General features: G+C 72.4%; 13 protein-coding genes. 7 read left to right on the top strand and 6 right to left on the bottom strand.

Going from position 1 to position 16510, the window contains the following annotated elements:
* Positions 1 to 240, bottom strand: coding sequence for an Lrp/AsnC ligand binding domain-containing protein (locus tag AC5L35_RS03505; protein ID WP_495058024.1), 240 nt, complete (start codon positions 238 to 240; stop codon positions 1 to 3).
* Positions 241 to 315: 75 nt separating this feature from the next.
* Between AC5L35_RS03505 and AC5L35_RS03500 the strand changes: the two genes are divergently transcribed.
* The 3 genes from AC5L35_RS03500 to AC5L35_RS03490 all read left to right on the top strand — a co-directional run bounded on the left by AC5L35_RS03500 (position 316) and on the right by AC5L35_RS03490 (position 3685).
* A complete protein-coding gene (locus AC5L35_RS03500; RefSeq protein ID WP_495058023.1) occupies positions 316 to 1305 on the top strand; it encodes a thiamine-phosphate kinase in 990 nt (329 codons plus the stop codon).
* A gap of 100 nt (positions 1306 to 1405) precedes the next feature.
* On the top strand, positions 1406 to 2011 hold the full coding sequence (locus AC5L35_RS03495; RefSeq protein ID WP_495058022.1) for a TetR/AcrR family transcriptional regulator: 606 nt from the start codon (positions 1406 to 1408) through the stop codon (positions 2009 to 2011).
* An 18-nt stretch (positions 2012 to 2029) separates the two neighbouring features.
* The gene (locus tag AC5L35_RS03490; RefSeq protein WP_495058021.1) at positions 2030 to 3685 is read left to right on the top strand and encodes an acyl-CoA dehydrogenase family protein; all 1656 of its coding nucleotides are present in this window, start codon (positions 2030 to 2032) and stop codon (positions 3683 to 3685) included.
* 6 nt (positions 3686 to 3691) lie between these two features.
* Here the strand turns inward: AC5L35_RS03490 and AC5L35_RS03485 are convergent, their stop codons facing one another.
* The 5 genes from AC5L35_RS03485 to AC5L35_RS03465 all read right to left on the bottom strand — a co-directional run bounded on the left by AC5L35_RS03485 (position 3692) and on the right by AC5L35_RS03465 (position 10110).
* Positions 3692 to 5377: an L-lactate permease gene (locus AC5L35_RS03485; protein ID WP_495058020.1), complete on the bottom strand. Its 1686-nt coding sequence runs from the start codon at positions 5375 to 5377 to the stop codon at positions 3692 to 3694.
* Between the two features lie 82 nt (positions 5378 to 5459).
* Positions 5460 to 6038 (bottom strand): DinB family protein, encoded by a 579-nt coding sequence (locus tag AC5L35_RS03480; protein WP_495058019.1) that lies wholly within the window; start codon positions 6036 to 6038, stop codon positions 5460 to 5462.
* A 45-nt stretch (positions 6039 to 6083) separates the two neighbouring features.
* Complete coding sequence (locus AC5L35_RS03475; protein WP_495058018.1) at positions 6084 to 7445, bottom strand: (Fe-S)-binding protein; 1362 nt, start codon at positions 7443 to 7445, stop codon at positions 6084 to 6086.
* Positions 7442 to 8614 carry an FAD-binding oxidoreductase gene (locus AC5L35_RS03470; RefSeq protein ID WP_495058017.1) on the bottom strand — a complete coding sequence of 391 codons (1173 nt, stop codon included), beginning with the start codon at positions 8612 to 8614 and terminating at the stop codon, positions 7442 to 7444. Before AC5L35_RS03470 ends, AC5L35_RS03475 begins: the two co-directional genes overlap by 4 nt.
* 41 nt (positions 8615 to 8655) lie before the next feature.
* Positions 8656 to 10110 (bottom strand): FAD-linked oxidase C-terminal domain-containing protein, encoded by a 1455-nt coding sequence (locus tag AC5L35_RS03465; protein WP_495058016.1) that lies wholly within the window; start codon positions 10108 to 10110, stop codon positions 8656 to 8658.
* 498 nt (positions 10111 to 10608) lie between these two features.
* Here AC5L35_RS03465 and AC5L35_RS03460 point away from each other — a divergent pair, with 498 nt between their 5' ends.
* The 4 genes from AC5L35_RS03460 (at position 10609) to AC5L35_RS03445 (ending at position 16473) form a co-directional block, all read left to right on the top strand.
* A complete protein-coding gene (locus AC5L35_RS03460; RefSeq protein ID WP_495058015.1) occupies positions 10609 to 12750 on the top strand; it encodes a malate synthase G in 2142 nt (713 codons plus the stop codon).
* A gap of 72 nt (positions 12751 to 12822) precedes the next feature.
* Complete coding sequence (locus AC5L35_RS03455) at positions 12823 to 14028, top strand: MFS transporter (protein ID WP_495058014.1); 1206 nt, start codon at positions 12823 to 12825, stop codon at positions 14026 to 14028.
* 30 nt (positions 14029 to 14058) lie between these two features.
* The gene (locus tag AC5L35_RS03450) at positions 14059 to 14574 is read left to right on the top strand and encodes a GNAT family N-acetyltransferase (protein WP_495058013.1); all 516 of its coding nucleotides are present in this window, start codon (positions 14059 to 14061) and stop codon (positions 14572 to 14574) included.
* A gap of 222 nt (positions 14575 to 14796) precedes the next feature.
* Positions 14797 to 16473 (top strand): sodium:solute symporter family protein, encoded by a 1677-nt coding sequence (locus AC5L35_RS03445; protein ID WP_495058088.1) that lies wholly within the window; start codon positions 14797 to 14799, stop codon positions 16471 to 16473.
* Positions 16474 to 16510 lie beyond the last annotated feature (37 nt).

Below are 16510 nucleotides of genomic sequence, written 5' to 3'. Positions count from 1 at the left end.
TCAGGAGGAGAGGTGGACCACCGGGCAGGTGAGGGTCCGCGTGATGCCTCCGACGCCCTGGACCTGGGCAACTACGAGTTGACCAAGTAGGTCGACGTCTTCTGCTTCCGCGCGGACGATGACGTCGTAGGGGCCCGTCACGTCCTCCGCGGAGACCACGCCGGCGATGTCGGAGATCTCCGCAGCTACGGCTGCGGCCTTGCCGACCTCCGTCTGCACCAGGATGTAAGCCTGCACCACGGCGTGCCCCTTCCACATCGGTCGAGCTCTCCGGGGTAGGAAAGTCGGAAGCCGAACGTACCGGAGGTGGCCACTGTGCCGACATCGTTCCCGCCCCCCATCGGCGACGCCGAGGCGGAGAACACACTCGCGGGCATCGGCGAGTTCGGTCTGATCAGCCGGATGACCACCGGCCGCGTGCAGCCCGCGGGCACGCTGCTCGGGCCGGGGGACGACGCTGCCGTGGTGGCCGCACCCGACGGCCGGGTGGTCGCGTGCACCGACGTCCTGGTCGAGGGCGTGCACTTCCGGCTCGACTGGTCGGCTCCCGACCAGGTCGGACGCAAGGCCGCGGCGGCGAACCTGGCGGACGTCGCGGCGATGGGCGCGGTACCGACGGCGCTGCTCGTCGGGCTCGCGTGCCGCAAGGACACGGCCGTCGAGACGCTGACGGGCCTCGTCGACGGGCTGTGGGCGGAGGCGGAGCTCGCGGGCGTCGGGGTGGTCGGCGGCGACGTGGCGTCCTCTCCGGCGCTGGTGCTCTCCGTCACAGCGCTGGGATCGCTGGAGGGCAGGGAGCCGGTCACGCGCTCCGGAGCGCGTCCGGGTGAGGTGCTGGCCCTGTGCGGGCGGGTCGGGTGGTCGGCGGCGGGGCTCGCCGTGCTGGCGCGCGGGTTCCGGTCGCCCGCCGCGGTGGTGGGCGCGCATCGGGTGCCCGAGCCGCCCTATGCGGCCGGACCCCAGGCCGCGCTGGCCGGTGCCACGTCCATGATCGACATCTCGGACGGCCTGATCGCCGACCTCGGGCACGTCGCGCGGGCGTCCGGCGTGCTGCTCGATGTGCGCAGCCGGGCGTTCGACATGCCCGCCCGGCTGGTCGACGTCGGTGCCGCGCTCGGTGTCGACCCGCTGCACTGGCTGCTCACCGGGGGCGAGGACCACGCGCTCGCGGCCACGTTCCCCGGTCCGGAGGTCCCCGACGGCTGGACCACCATCGGTGCGGTCCGGCGGGGCGAGCCCGCGGTGCTGGTGGACGGCAGGCTCTACAACGGCGGCCCCGGCGGCTGGGATCACTTCACGCGCTGAGTTCGCCGCCCCGGGTGATCGTCGGCACGTCCACTGACATCCCGGCAGTCCGGTGCTAGATTTTCACCGTCAGTACTGACGGTGAAGGGTGGCATTGCTCATGACGTCGCGGGACGACCAGCGCGCCGCCACCTACCGTCGGATCGTCGACGTGGCGGTCGAGTCGCTCATCGAGGAGGGTTTCGCCGCCACGACCACGGTGGAGGTGCAGCGCCGCGCCGGCCTGAGCCGTGGCGCGCTCCTGCACCACTTCCCGACGCGGGAGCAGCTCTTCACCGCGGCGGTCCATCGGCTGGTGCAGGTCAACCTCGAAGCCATGTGGGCGGAGCTGGCCGCGGCCCCGGCCGGGACCGACCCGGTCACCCGCGGCATGTGGGTGCTCCGCCGCGCGAGCAGACGCCCGTCGTTCGGCGCGGAGCTCGAGCTGTGGGGCGCCGCGCGCACCGACCACCGCCTGCGGGAAGCCCTGCGGGCGGCCGAACGTGGAGCCCGTAAGGAGCTCTACTCCGTGATCGACGGCGTGTTCGGCCCGGAGATCGTGGCCGCGCCCTGTTACCCGCTCGTGGTGGAGCTGACCGTCCAGCTGATGCGCGGCCTGACGATCAGCGCCGCGCTGCACGAGCGCGTGAAGGAGGACGAGCCGCTCATCGACCAGTGGGCGCAGGTCGTCCGGTCGCTGCTGGCGGCCGACTCCCTGCCGTCCTGAACTCTTCGGAGATGCTGAATGTCTGCCACGCACGACGTGTTCAACCAGGTTCCCCCGCTCGACGACGTCGACACCGCAGCCGATCCCGCACTGCTCGAGGCGCTGCACCGGGAGGGTGCTGGCTGGGCGGAGGCCGACGTGCACGCAGCGGGCGTGCTGGCCGGCAGTGAGCAGGCCCGGGAGTGGGGCCGGCTCGCCGACGAGCACCATCCCGTGCTGCGCACCCACGACCGCGTCGGGCGCCGGATCGACGAGGTCGAGTTCCACCCGGCGTGGCACGAGCTCACCACCACCGCGGTCCGGCTGGGTCTGACCGCCGCTCCGTGGCGGGACGACCGGCCCGGCGCGCACGTCGCGCACGCCGCGACCAGCTACGCCTGGAGCCAGGTGGAGGCCGGGCACATGTGCCCGATCGGGATGACCTACGCGGTGGTGCCGAGCCTGCGGCACGCTCCCGAGCTGGCAGCCGGCTACGAGCCGTTGCTGACGTCCCGGGAGTACGAGCCGGGCTCGCGGCCCCCGGCGGAGAAGCCGGGGCTGCTCGCCGGGATGTCGATGACCGAGAAGCAGGGTGGCTCGGACGTGCGGGCCAACACCACCCGCGCGGTCCGGACAGCGGACGGCAGCTACCGCTTGACCGGCCACAAGTGGTTCACCTCGGCGCCGATGTGCGACGTGTTCCTGGTGCTCGCCCAGGCGCCCGGTGGCCTCTCCTGTTTCCTGCTGCCGAGGATCCTGCCCGACGGCACCCGCAACCGGATGCATCTGCAGCGGCTCAAGGACAAGCTGGGCAACCGGTCGAACGCCTCGGCGGAGCTGGAGTACGACGACGCCGTGGCGTGGCTGATCGCCGGGGAGGGCGACGGCCTGCGCGTGATCATGGAGATGGTCAACCTCTCCCGCCTGGCCGTCACCATCTGGAGCGCTGCCGGGATGCGGGCGGCCACGGTGGCGGCGGTGCACCACGCCACGCACCGCCAGGCGTTCGGTGCCTACCTGCGCGACCAGCCGCTGATGCGCAACGTGCTGGCCGATCTGGCCCTGGAGAGCGAGGCCGCCGTCGCGCTGGCGATGCGTCTCGCGGGCGCCACCGACCGCGCCGTCCGCGGCGACCACACCGAGGCGGCGTTCCGGCGTCTCGCCGGCGCGGTCGGCAAGTACTGGATCTGCAAGCGGACATCGATCCACGCCGCCGAGGCGCTGGAGTGCCTCGGCGGCAACGGGTACGTCGAGGACTCCGGCGTGCCGCGCCTGTACCGGGAGGCGCCGCTCAACTCCGTGTGGGAGGGGTCAGGCAACGTCGCCGCGCTCGACGTCCTGAGGGTGCTGCGCCGCGAGCCGGAGGCGGCTGCGGCCTTCCTCGATGAGCTCGACGCCGCGCTGGGCGCCGACCGCCGCTACGACTCGGCCGTCGCCCGCCTGCGCACCGATCTCGCCGTGGTGGAGGCGGCCGACCCGCGGGACCCGGGCGTCCAGTTCGGAGCCCGGCGCCTGGTCGAGCAGATGGCGCTCGCGGTGCAGGCGTCGCTCCTCGTCCGCCACGGGCACCCCGCGGTGGCCGACGGCTTCTGTGCCTCACGGCTCGACGCCGACCGGGGTCAGGTGCTCGGCACCCTCCCGGCCGGCGTCGACGTCGGGCCCGTCATCGAACGCGCCCAGGTCAAGAGCGCGTAGCGGCGACTACGGGAGCATCCAGCCCAGCACCGGGGTGGCCTGCAGCGCGATGAGCGCCGACAGCACCACCAGCATCCCGAGGCTCCAGCCGATCACCTTGCGCAGCAGCACGCCCTCCTGGCCCTCGAGCTTCACGGCGGCCGCGGCGATCGTGAGGTTCTGCGGCGAGAGCATCTTGCCGAGCACGCCTCCCGAGGAGTTGGCCCCGGCCAGCAGTTCGGGGGGCAGCCCGGCGCCCTGGGCCGCGGTGACCTGCAGGGCGCCGAACAGCGCGTTGGCCGAGGTGTCCGACCCTGTCACCGCCACCCCGAGCCAGCCGAGCACCGGCGACAGGAACACCAGCGCTCCACCGGCGCCGGCCACGAACAGGCCGATCGAGGTGGTCTGCGCCGACGCGTTCATGACGTAGGCCAGCGCCAGCACCGAGGCCACCGTGAGGATGGCCCACTTCAGGTCGACCACCGTGCGGCCCCAGGTGGCGAGCGCCTTCCGGGCGCCCACGCCCAGCACCGCGGCCACGATGACCCCGGCGATCACCATCAGGGTGCCGGCCGAGGACAGCCAGGTCAGCGAGAACATCGTGGTGCTGTGCGGCTTGCCGTCGATCCCGACCACGTCGAGGAACGGCCACGTGAACGCGATCTTCAAGGAGTCGATCAGCGGCTTGAGTCCGGGCAGCTGGGCCAGTGCGAAGACCACCACGATGATCACGTAGGGCGCGTAGGCCTTGCGCACCTCGGTGGGAGAGTCGGGCTTCGCCGCCGTGCCCGGGCCGCCTGCCGCGGCCATCGTCGGCTGCCGGGCCGCCCACACCGCCTGCGGCCGGATCCGCGCCAGCGCGAACACGACGATCGCACCGAGCAGCGACGCGACGATGTCGGTGAGCTCCACGGAGAAGAAGTTCGACGTCAGGAACTGTCCGATGGCGAACACCACGCCACACGCGACGGCAGGCACCCAGGCCTCCCGCACGCCGCGCCTGCCGTCGACGATGAACACCAGCACCAGCGGGACGAACAGCGCGAGCAGCGGGGTCTGCCGTCCGACCATGGACGCCACCTGGTCCAGCGGGAGGCCGGTGACGCGGGCGAGCGTGATCACCGGCACGCCCATCGCCCCGAACGCGACGGGCGCGGTGTTGGCCACCAGCGCGACCACCGCGGCCTTGAGGGGCTGGAAGCCGAGAGCCACGAGCATCACCGACGTGATCGCGACCGGCGCGCCGAACCCGGCGAGGGCCTCCAGCAGGCCGCCGAAGCAGAACGCCACCAGGATCGCCTGCGTGCGCTGGTCGATCGACAGCGCGCCGAAGCTGCGGCGCAGCACGTCGAAGTGGCCGGTGGCCACGGTCATGTTGAACACCCAGAGGGCGTTCACCACGATCCACAGGATCGGGAAGAGCCCGTAGGTGGCTCCGTGGGCGGCGGCCGACAGTGCCATGCCCACCGGCATCGCGAAGCCGATGATCGCCACCACCAGTGCCGCGGCCAGGCCGGCCAGCGCCGCCCACTGCGCGCGGATCCGCAGCACGCCCAGCAACACCAGCACGACGGCCAGCGGCACCACGGAGACGAGTGCGGAGAGTCCCAGCGACCCTCCGACGGCCTCGGGATCTTGTTGGTAGAAGGCCAGCACGGGGCCGGGTGGTCTTGGTACAGCGGAGGGAATCAGCAGATCGACGGTGGCCCACATGGTGGCGCAGTGTGCGGTGCCGTTCCTGGTCCGGCACAACGAGCTAGCCCATTCGGATTAACCGACCAGCCGTCACTGTCCGTTACATCCCTTTGGCCCGGAACAGGTCGCGCAGCAGCAGGATCTCCGCTCCGTGGTGGATCGCCTCGCGGTGGATGTGCAGCACGAGCGCGACCATCGGGTGCTCGGCGAACGGGCCCTCCGCCGGACCGACCGCCCGGGCGAGCCCGTCGGCGTCCAGGCCGCGCACACCCGTGATCCACGCGTCATGCGTCACGTCGAGCTGGCGCAGCGCTTCCTTCGCCGTGCCCGCGTAGGCGAAGTCGTCGTAGCCGACCGCCGCGCCACCGAAGTGGGACGCGGCGCGGGCGCCGAAGACGCCCACGATGATGTGCCCGAGCCGCCACGCGATCGTGGTGAACGGGGGCGGCTCGGGCGCGGGGAACGCGAAGTCGATGGTGAACTCACCGCTCCCGGCCTGCACCGGCGCGCTCGAGGTGCCCCGCGGGCGCACGCTCCACGACGACGAGCCCTTCCGGGGCCCCGCAGCGGGCTCCCAGAAGTACTCCTCGTCGGTGAGACCGTCGAGCTTGGGGCGCACGAGGCCCTGCCAGTGCCACTCGAGCTGTTCGACGAGCTGCGTGGTCCAGTCGATGCCCATGGCGCACGACCGTAGGCCCCGACACCGACAAATCCGGCAGCACGGTCAGCTGCGCGGTACCGGCACCCCTCGGATCGACGCGTCCAGCAGCTGCATCGGGTGCAGCAGCGGGATCGGCCCGCCGACGTCCGCCGCGCCGTCGGTGGACCCGAGGTGCTTGCCGATCTGCAGCAGGCACCCGGGGTTCGCGGTGACGATCACATCGGGTGACACCGAGCGGACGTTGGCCGCCTTGCGGGCCCCCAGCTCGGCCGCGGCGTCCGGCATCACCATGTTGTAGATCCCGGCGGAGCCGCAGCACAGCTCGGCCTCCGGCAGGTCCACCAGCTGCAGGTCCGGGATCGACCGCAGCACCGCACGGGGCTGCGCGCGCACCTTCTGGGCGTGCCCGAGGTGGCAGGCGTCGTGGTAGGCCACCCGGCCCCGGAACGGGTGGCGCGGCGCCCGTGGCCCGAGGTCGGCGAGCACCTCGTGCACGTCGCGCACCCGGGCGCTGAACGCCGCAGCCCGCTCGGCCCACTCCGGGTCGTCGGAGAGCAGGTGGCCGTACTCCTTCATCGACGAACCGCAGCCCGCGACGTTGGTGACCACGTGGTCCACGTCGAGCTTCTCGAAGACCGCGATCTCCCGCCTGGCCCGGACGAGCGCGCTCTCCTCCCGGCCGGAGTGCAGCTCCAGCGCGCCGCAGCACTGCTGGTCGGCGGGCACCAGCACGTCGCAGCCCTCGGCCGCGAGCACGCGGACGGTGGCCTCGTTGACGCGGTGGAAGAACACGTCCTGCACGCAGCCCGAGAGCAGCGCGACCCGCGCGCGCCGTTCACCGGCAGCAGGGGTGTAGGTGGGCAGCCGGGCGAACGCCTCGCGCACCGAGACCGGTGGCAGCAGCGACTCCATCGCGGCGAGCCTGCCGGGGAGCTTCTCCGCGAGCTTCGCGATGGCGGGCACCCGCCGCAGCCGCTGGTAGAACGCCCCGGGCAGGGCCGCTGCGCGCAGCCGGCGCTTGTAGGGGAACAACGCGAAGATCGCGTTGCGGAACAGCCGGTCCGACGGCGTCCGCTCGACGTTGCGCTCGATCTGCGGGCGCACCGACTCCAGGAGCCGGTCGTACTGCACGCCGGACGGGCACGCGGTCACGCACGCCATGCAGCCGAGGCACTGGTCGATGTGCTCGGTGAACGGCCCCTCCAGCCCGATCTCGCCCTTCTTCGCGAGGTCCATCAGGTAGATCCGGCCGCGCGGAGAGTCCATCTCCTCGCCCCAGAGCTGGTAGGTGGGGCAGGTGGGCAGGCAGAAGCCGCAGTGCACGCAGTCGTCGAGCAGTTCGCGCTCGGGCGGGCGGCGGTCGTCGTAGGCGGACGGCCCGGTCTGCGGGAGATTGGTGTCGGCGGAGCCGGCGGGGGTCGTCATCGGGAACCTTCCGCATCGTGGGGGGTCACGAGCCAGGGGGCGAAGCGGCCGGGGCCGAACCGTCCCAGCGGGTCGAACTCGTTCTTCACGGCCTTCAGTACGGCCAGTGCGGACGGCGGCGGCCCCCACGCCGGTACGCCCGACCCTGGCGGGCGGCCCCGCAGCACGGACGTGCCTCCTGCCGCGTGGACGAGAGCGTGGGCGTCGGCGACGGCCTCCGGGGCCAGCGCGAGGGTGGCGACGCCGGTGCCGAGACCCGCGGTGACGGTGTCGGCCCGCAGGTCGGTGAGCAGCCCGGGCAGCACGCTCGGCCGGGCCCCGATCCGCAGGACCGCGAGCCCGGGAGCGCCCCGCACCAGCGCGGCGTGCCGGGCCCACGGGTCGGGTCCCGACTCCGAGGGTGCGTTCGGTCCGGTGTCCGTCGCGTCCCTGGCTCCGGACCCGAGTACCTCGCGCAGCCGCTCCAGCCGACCGGACACGGCGTCCGCGGTGCCGTCGATGCGGACGAGCAACTGCCCGTCGCCGTCCTCCGAGATCCACTCCAGCGCGGCGGGCTCGTACTGCCCGCCGAGCAGGCTCGCCGCGTGCTCGCGTGCCTCGTCGAGCGAGCAGTCGACCACGAGCGTGGCCGAGCGCTTCGGCACGGGGTGCAGCCGCAGCACCACCTCGACGAGCACGCCGAGCGTGCCGTGGGAGCCGTGGAGCAGCTTCGCCAGGTCGTACCCGGCCACGTTCTTGATGACGTGCCCGCCGCTGCGGGACACCGTGCCGTCGGCGAGCACCACGGTGACGCCGATCACCAGGTCGCGCAGCGAGCCGAAGACCAGCGCGGCCGGGCCGGCGTCGGCCGTGGCGATCAGACCGCCGACCGTGGCCCCGGCGGCGACGCGCGCGGCGTCGAACGACACGTGCTGCCCGTGCGACGCCAGTTCCTCGGCCAGCGAGCGCAGCGGGGTGCCCGCGAGCACGGACACCGTCATGTCGCCGGGGTTGTGGGTGAGCACGCCGGTCAGCGCGGTGGTGTCGAGCACCGCGTCCACGGGGTCGAGCGGGCCTGCCCAGTCCGCGGCGGTGCCGCTGCCGGTGATCGACACGGTGCCTGCCGTGTCCAGCAGTGCATCGCGGACGGACCGCAGGTCATCCGGCCGCAGCGTCGTCGACGTCGTCACGGTCCCTCCTCGTGTGGTGGCTGATGGTGCTGGTTCCGCGGTCACAGGCGCTCGATCACGCCCGCCTCCTCCAGCGGGTGCGGCTTGTACTTCCCGGGGCGTTCGCCGCAGAGCCGGGGCGTGGGCAGCACCTTGCCCGGGTTGCAGATGCCCTGCGGGTCGAAGGCCGAACGAACCCGCGCCATGACGGCGAGGTCGTCGCGGGAGAACATCTTCGGCATCGAGCACGCCTTGTCGGTGCCGATGCCGTGCTCGCCCGAGAGCGAGCCGCCCAGCTCGACGCACAGCTCGGCGATCTGCCCGGACAGCTTCTCGGCGCGCTCGGTCTCCCCGGCGGCGGCGCTGTAGAGCACCAGCGGGTGCAGGTTGCCGTCGCCGGCGTGGAACACGTTGGCCACCCGGATCCCCGCGTCGGCGCCCATGTCGGCGATCCGGCCGAGCACCTCGGCGAGCCGCGTGCGCGGCACCACCCCGTCCTGGACGAAGTAGTCGGGGGAGATCCGGCCGACGGCGGCGAACGCCGCCTTGCGCCCGCGCCAGATCGCGGCCCGCTCCTCCGGAGAGCCCGCGATGTGCAGCCGGGTGCAGCCGTGGCGGTCGCAGATCTCCTTGACCTGCTCGAACTGGACGTCGCACTCCTCGACCGGGCCGTCCAGCTCGACGACGAGCGCGGCGGGCACACCGACCGTGTAGCCCGCGTGCACGGCCTCCTCCGCGGCCTCGATGGCGAGCGTGTCCATCATCTCGACGGCGGCGGGCACGATCCCCGCTGCCACGATGTCGGAGACCACGTCTCCCGCGGCCTCGACGGACGGGAAGTCGGCGAGCAGGGTGCGCACCGACTCGGGGGCGCGCAGCAGCCGGACGGTGACCTTCGTGGTGATCCCGAGCGTGCCCTCCGAGCCGAGGAACACCCCGCGCAGGTCGGGGCCGGCCTGCTCGCCCGTGTCGGTGCCCAGCGTGACGAGCGACCCGTCGGGCAGCACGACCTCACAGGACAGCACGTGGTTGGTGGTGAACCCGTACTTGAGGCAGTGGGCGCCGCCGGAGTTCTCCGCGACGTTCCCGCCGATCGTGCAGACCTGCTGGCTGGACGGGTCGGGAGCGTAGTAGAGCCCGTGCGGCGCGGCGGCCGCCGTGATCTCCAGGTTGGTGACGCCCGGCTCGACGACGGCGCGCCGGTTCACCGGGTCGACCTCGAGCACCCGCTTGAGCCGGGCGAGGCTGATCACCACGCCGTCGGCGACCGGGAGTGCCCCGCCCGACAGCCCGGTGCCCGCGCCGCGGGCGACGAAGGGCACCCGGTGCTCGGCGCACACCCGCACCGCCTCGGCCACCTGGGCCGCGTCGCGGGGGAGCAGCACGAGCTCGGGTACGACCCGGTAGCCGGTGAGGCCGTCGCACTCGTATGCCCGGCACTTCACCGGATTGCTGATCACGTCGGCCGGGTCGAGCGCCCGCTCGAACGCCTGCCGCACTCCGCCGTCCAGAGCCACTGGTCGCCCTTTCGGTCACATGCGTCGATGCCGGGACGAGACTACGACGACCTGGGGAAGATCGTCGGTCTTGCGACCGGGATCTCCCTGCTCACGGCGCCGGGGGTAGGGGCCGTTCGGGTGATCTGGGTGGCCGCGTACGGTACGACCCGGTTCGGCGCGGGGTGCGCCCGCGCTCACCGCGCGGAGTCGTCATCCTGGCAAGACCGTCCGTCGTTCGAGCGGTGCCTAGGCCTCAGGAGGCTGGAAGCGTTGGGTCCACGTCGGCAGTTGCAGCTGGGTCTCGTCGTTGCCGCTGCACTGGCACTGCTGCTCGCACTGACCGGCGCGGTCGGTCCCGCCGCGGCCGCTCCGGTTCCCCCCGCAGCCGTGGTGTCTCCCTGATACTTCCGCAATGCGGAATCCGCAGTCCGTCTGGTAGAAGAATGTTCCAGGACGGGGCTCACCGGGGTATGCCTGTCGTGACCCCGGGCCCGACGACGAGCGGATGGTGGAGACGTGACGGATCTGCAGGTGGACCCGGCGCTGCGGGCGTTCGTGGCCGACGAGCTGCTGCCTGGCCTGGACCTCGAGCCCGAGTGGTTCTGGTCCACCTGCGCAGCGCTGCACGAGCGGTTCGCCGGCCGGACCGAGGAGCTGCTCGCGCGGCGTGACGAGCTGCAGGAGCAGATCGACGGCTGGCACCGGGAGCACGGTGCAGGCGACGTCGAGGCCCTGGAGACGTTCCTCACCGAGATCGGCTACCTGGTGCCGCCGGAGTCGCCGAAGGTTCGGGTCTCCCGTGTCGACGCCGAGATCGCCGAGATCGCCGGCCCGCAGCTGGTGGTGCCCTCCACCGTGCCCCGGTACGCGCTGAACGCCGCCAACGCCCGGTGGGGCTCGCTCTTCGACGCGCTCTACGGCACCGACGTCCTCCCGCTGGACCACGACCTCGAGCCCGGCTACGACGAGCGCCGCGGCGCTCAGGTGATCGCCGAGGCCGACGCGCTGCTCGACGAGCTCTTCCCGCTGGCCACGGGCAGCCACGCCGACGCCACCGCGTACCGCGTGCGGGACGGCGCACTCGTCGTCGAGACGAAGGACGGGGACCTCGGTCTGGCCGATCCCAGCCAGTTCGCCGGGCACCGGGCCGGCTCCGACGACGGGCACCCCGACGCCGTGCAGGCGGTCCTGCTGCAGCGCAACGGGCTCCACGTCGAGCTCACGATCGACGCCGAGCACCGCGTCGGCCGCCAGCACCACGCCGATGTGGCCGACGTCGCGCTCGAGTCGGCCGTCACCACGATCGTCGACTTCGAGGACTCCGTGGCCACGGTCGACGGCCCGGACAAGACCGCCGCGTACCGCACCTGGCTCGGCCTGATGACCGGCGCGCTGACCGCGACGTTCGAGAAGGGCGGCGAGACCGTCGAGCGCAAGGTCAACGGCGACCGCCACTACACCGCCCCCGACGGCTCCGAGCTCGCGGTGCCCGGCCGTTCGCTGCTGCTCGTGCGCAACGTCGGGCACCACATGCGCACCGACGCCGTCCGCACCGCAGCGGGCGACCCGATCGGCGAGGGCGTGCTCGACGCGCTCGTCTCCGCCACGGCAGCGCTGCACGACCTGCGGGGGCTCGGACGGTTCTCCAACTCCCGCGCCGGGAGCGTCTACATCGTGAAGCCCAAGCAGCACGGGCCCGACGAGGTGGCGCTCACGGTGGAGCTGTTCGCTGCGATCGAGGAGGCTCTCGGCCTGGAGCCGGCCACCCTCAAGATCGGGATCATGGACGAGGAGAAGCGCGCGTCGCTCAACCTCGAGGCCTGCATCGCGCAGGCGCCCGACCGCACGATCTTCGTGAACACCGGGTTCCTCGACCGCACCGGCGACGAGATCCACACCGACTTCGAGGCCGGCCCGGTGGTGCGCAAGAACGACATGAAGAGCACCCCGTGGCTGATCGCCTACGAGGACCGCAACGTCGACGTCGCGCTGCGTGCCGGGTTCCGGGGGCAGGCGCAGGTCGGCAAGGGCATGTGGGCCAAGCCTGCCGCGATGCGCGAGATGCTCGGCACGAAGGGCGCACAGCCGGAGGCAGGCGCGAACACCGCGTGGGTCCCGTCCCCGACGGCCGCCACGCTGCACGCGCTGCACTACCTGCGCACCGACGTCGCCGCCCGCCAGCGCGAGCTCGCCGGGCGCAAGACCGACCGGCGCGAGCTGCTGAGGGTGCCGCTGCTGACCGGTGAGCTCACCGACGAGGAGAAGCGTCACGAGCTGGAGACCAACGCGCAGTCCATCCTCGGCTACGTCGTGCGCTGGGTGGGGCTGGGCATCGGCTGCTCGACCGTGCCCGACCTCGAGGGCGTCGGGCTCATGGAGGACCGGGCCACGCTGCGGATCTCCAGCCAGCTCATCGCCAACTGGCTGCACCACGGCCTGACCGACGAGGCGCAGGTGCGGGAGACGTTCGCCCGCATGGCTGCCCTGGTCGACGAGCAGAACGCCAACGAGCCCGGCTACGCGCCGATGGCCAAGGACCTGGACAACAGCCCGTCGTTCCAGGCGGCTCTCGACCTGGTGTTCACCGGCCGCTCGGAGCCCAACGGCTACACCGAGCGGGCGCTCACCACCTGGCGGCAGAAGGCCAAGGCCGGCTGATCCGCGTCCCGGCACGAGGACGAGTGCGGAGTACTCCTTACCCGCGCACGAGCACGACCGGAGGGGCGCAGCGTGCTGCGGGCATGGGTGCGGGTGGCGGCTGCGCTGTTCGCGATCGGCTACGGGGCCAACCAGTTCAGCCCGCTGATGGTGCTGTACCGCGAACAGGGCCACTACTCGGCCGTCACCGTCGCGGCGTTCTTCGGCGTCTACGCCGCGGGGCTCGCGCCGGGGCTGCTGCTCGGCGGCCCGGCGTCGGACCTGTGGGGACGCCGGAAGCTCCTGTTGCCCGCACTGGTCGTGTCGGTGCCGGCGAGCGCCGTGCTCGCCCTCGGCGGCGTGCCCGCGGTGTCGGAGGGGGCGCTCTACGCCGGACGTTTCCTGTTCGGGGTGGTCACCGGCATGGCCATGGCCGTCGGCACGACGTGGGTGAAGGAGCTCTCGCAGGCACCGTGGGACCCGGCCGCCGACGCCGGGGCGGGTGCGCGCCGGGCGGCGCTGGCCCTCTCGGCGGGCTTCGGCGGCGGGCCGCTCGTGGCCGGGGTGCTGGCCCAGTGGGCGCCGCTGCCGATGGAGCTGCCGTACGTGGTCCACATCGTGATCACGGTCGTGGTGATCGGCGCGCTGCTGCGCGTGCCCGAGACGCGCGTCGTGGACGCGACGCGGCGGCACGGCCTCCGCGGGTCGCTCCGGGTGCCCCTGCCCGCCAGGTTCCGGCGGGTCGTGGCACCCATGGCGCCGTGGGTGTTCGGAGGCCCGGCCATCTCCTTCGCCGTGCAGCCTGCCGCGCTGGAACACGACGTCGCAGGCCTCGGCCTGATCTACGCCACGGTGCTCACCTCCCTCACCCTGGCGACCGGGGTGGCGGTGCAGCCGTGGGCGCGCCGGCTCGACCGGCGTTCCCCCGTGCTCGCCGCCAGGGCGGGGCTCGCCGCGACGGTCACCGGCATCCTGCTCGCCGCGGGCGCCGTGGCGCTCGACTCCCCGTGGCTCGCCGTCCCGGCCGCGGCGGTACTGGGCGCGGCCTACGGCCTGTGCCTGGTGGCCGGCCTGCTCGAGGTGCAGCGCATGGCCGCCCCCGAGCACCTCGGCGGGCTCACGGCCGTCTACTACACGCTCACCTACGTGGGGTTCCTGATCCCGGTGGTGCTGGCGGCCCTGACCCCGCTGGCCGGCTACCCCGTGCTGCTGCTCGGGCCCGCCGCGCTCGCGCTGCTCAGCCTGGCCGTGGTCGTGCGCACCGGACGGCAGCCCGCGCCGCAGCCCGGCCCCGTCTAGGTCGCCCCAGCGGGACGTAACCTCGGGCCCGTGCTCCGGCTGCGCCACCTGCCCATCGACCACCCCGACGCCGTCTCGCTCGTCGCCGGGCTGCAGCAGGAGTACCGCGTGCGGTACGGCGACGAGGACGCCACCCCGCTCGATCCCCGGGAGTTCGACACGCCGGACGGCTGGTTCGTGGTCGGTTACGTGGCCGGGGAGCCGGTCGCCTGCGGTGGCTGGCGCGCCCGAGACGACCGGGACGACCCGGGACTGCGTCCGGGCGATGCCGAGATCAAGCGGATGTTCGTCGCCACGCAGCATCGGGGGCGGGGGTACGCCCGTGCCCTGCTCGCCGAGCTGGAGCGCACGGCCGCCGCGGCCGGGCGGCGCCGGGCGGTGCTGGAGAGCGGCACCGCGCAGCCCGAGGCGATGGCCCTCTATCCCAGCGCGGGGTACGAGCCGGTGCCGGCGTTCGGGCACTACCGCGACTCCCCGAACAGCCGGTTCTTCGCCAAGCCACTTCTCGAGCCGAGCGGACCGACGGCGGCATCCGCCGCTCAGTGAGACGGCACGCCGCGACCGACCGCGCACCGAGGATGGGCGACTCGCGGACGGATATCGGGCGACTCGCGGGCGGATTTCGGGCGACTCGCGGGGCTTTGGTGGGGGGCCGGGCGACAAGAGGGTGTCGATCGGATGGTTACCCACCGCTAGCGATGGCGTGATCGGGCCGCAGGGCGAATGATCCGCTCACCACGGGTTCGATGAGCGGTGGAGGGAACAACGGTGGAGGTGCTCGCGCAGACCGATCTGCGGCTCGACACGACCGCGATCGACTACGTGTTCGTCGTCTTCTACTTCGTGCTGGTGCTGGGGATCGGGGTGATGGCCCGCCGGTCGATCGCCTCCAGCCTGGACTTCCTGCTGTCCGGGCGGTCACTGCCGGCCTGGGTCACGGGGCTGGCGTTCGTCTCGGCGAACCTCGGGGCGATCGAGCTCATCGGGATGATGGCCAACGGCGCCCAGTACGGCGTGGCCACGTTCCACTACTACTGGATCGGCGCCATCCCCGCGATGGTCTTCCTCGGCATCGTGATGATGCCCTTCTACTACGGCAGCAAGGCGCGCAGCGTCCCGGAGTTCCTCCGGATGCGGTTCAACAAGACGACCCAGCGGGTGAACGCCGTGACGTTCGCGCTCGCGTCGGTGCTGATCGCCGGGGTGAACCTGTACGCACTCGGACTGATCCTCGAGGCGCTGCTCGGCTGGCCCCCGCAGGTCGCCATCCCGGTCGCGGCGCTCGTCGTCCTGAGCTACACGTTCCTGGGCGGGCTCTCGGCGGCGATCTACAACGAGGTGCTGCAGTTCTTCGTGATCCTCGCCCTGCTGATCCCGCTCACCGTCGCCGGGCTGGCCCGCGTCGGCGGCTGGGACGGGTTGAAGCAGCAGGTGAGCGGGCTCCCGCCGGGCCCTGAGCAGGTGTCCACGTGGCCGGGCACGTCGCTGACCGAGATCGCCAACCCGTTCCTCTCGGTGCTCGGCATCGTCTTCGGGCTCGGGTTCGTGCTCTCGTTCGGCTACTGGACCACCAACTTCGCCGAGGTGCAGCGCGCCCTGTCGGCCCGCAGCATGTCGGCCGCCCGCCGCACGCCGATCATCGCCGCGTTCCCGAAGGCGCTGATCCCGCTGGTCGTGGTGATCCCCGGCATGATCGCCGGGGTGCTGGTGCCGCAGCTCACCACGCTCAAGCAGGGCGGCACCACCGACGTCACCTACAACAACGCGCTGACGCTGCTGATGAACGAGGTATTGCCCAACGGCATCCTCGGGGTGGCGCTGGCCGGCCTGCTCGCGTCGTTCATGGCCGGCATGGCCGCCAACGTCAGCTCGCTGAACACCGTGTTCACCTACGACATCTGGCAGGACTGGGTTCGCCCCGGCCGGCCGGACGCGTACTACCTGCGGGTCGGCCGTGCGGTCACCGTGATCGGCTGCGTGCTGGCCATCGGCACGGCGTTCATCGCGGGCAGCTTCGAGAACCTGATGGACTACATCCAAGCCCTGTTCAGCTTCTTCAACGCGCCGTTGTTCGCGGTCTTCATCCTCGGCCTGTTCTGGAAGCGGATGAGCGGGACGGCCGGCTGGACCGGGCTGATCGGCGGCACCATCGCGGCCGTGATCGTCGACTCGCTCGTGCGCGGCGGGGTGATCGCCGTCTCGTCGCAGGCGGGGTCGTTCATGGCCGCGAGTGCCGCGTTCGTGGTCGGGATCGCGGTGGGCGTCGTGGTCACGATGTTCACCGCGCCGAGGCCGGAGGCCGAACTGGTCGGGCTGACCTGGTCGCTCACTCCCCGGGAGCGGGGTCGCACCGGTGAGGACGAGGGCAGCTGGTGGCAGTCGCCGGTGGTGCTCGGCGCGATCGTGATCGCGTTGACCATCGTGCTCTACCTGCTCTTCGCCTGACCCAGAGACAGACCAGCAGTGAGTCCCGACAGGAGGC

The organism is Pseudonocardia sp. OZ21 (assembly GCF_059359135.1).
This window is presented reverse-complemented; position numbering and strand designations above follow the sequence as displayed.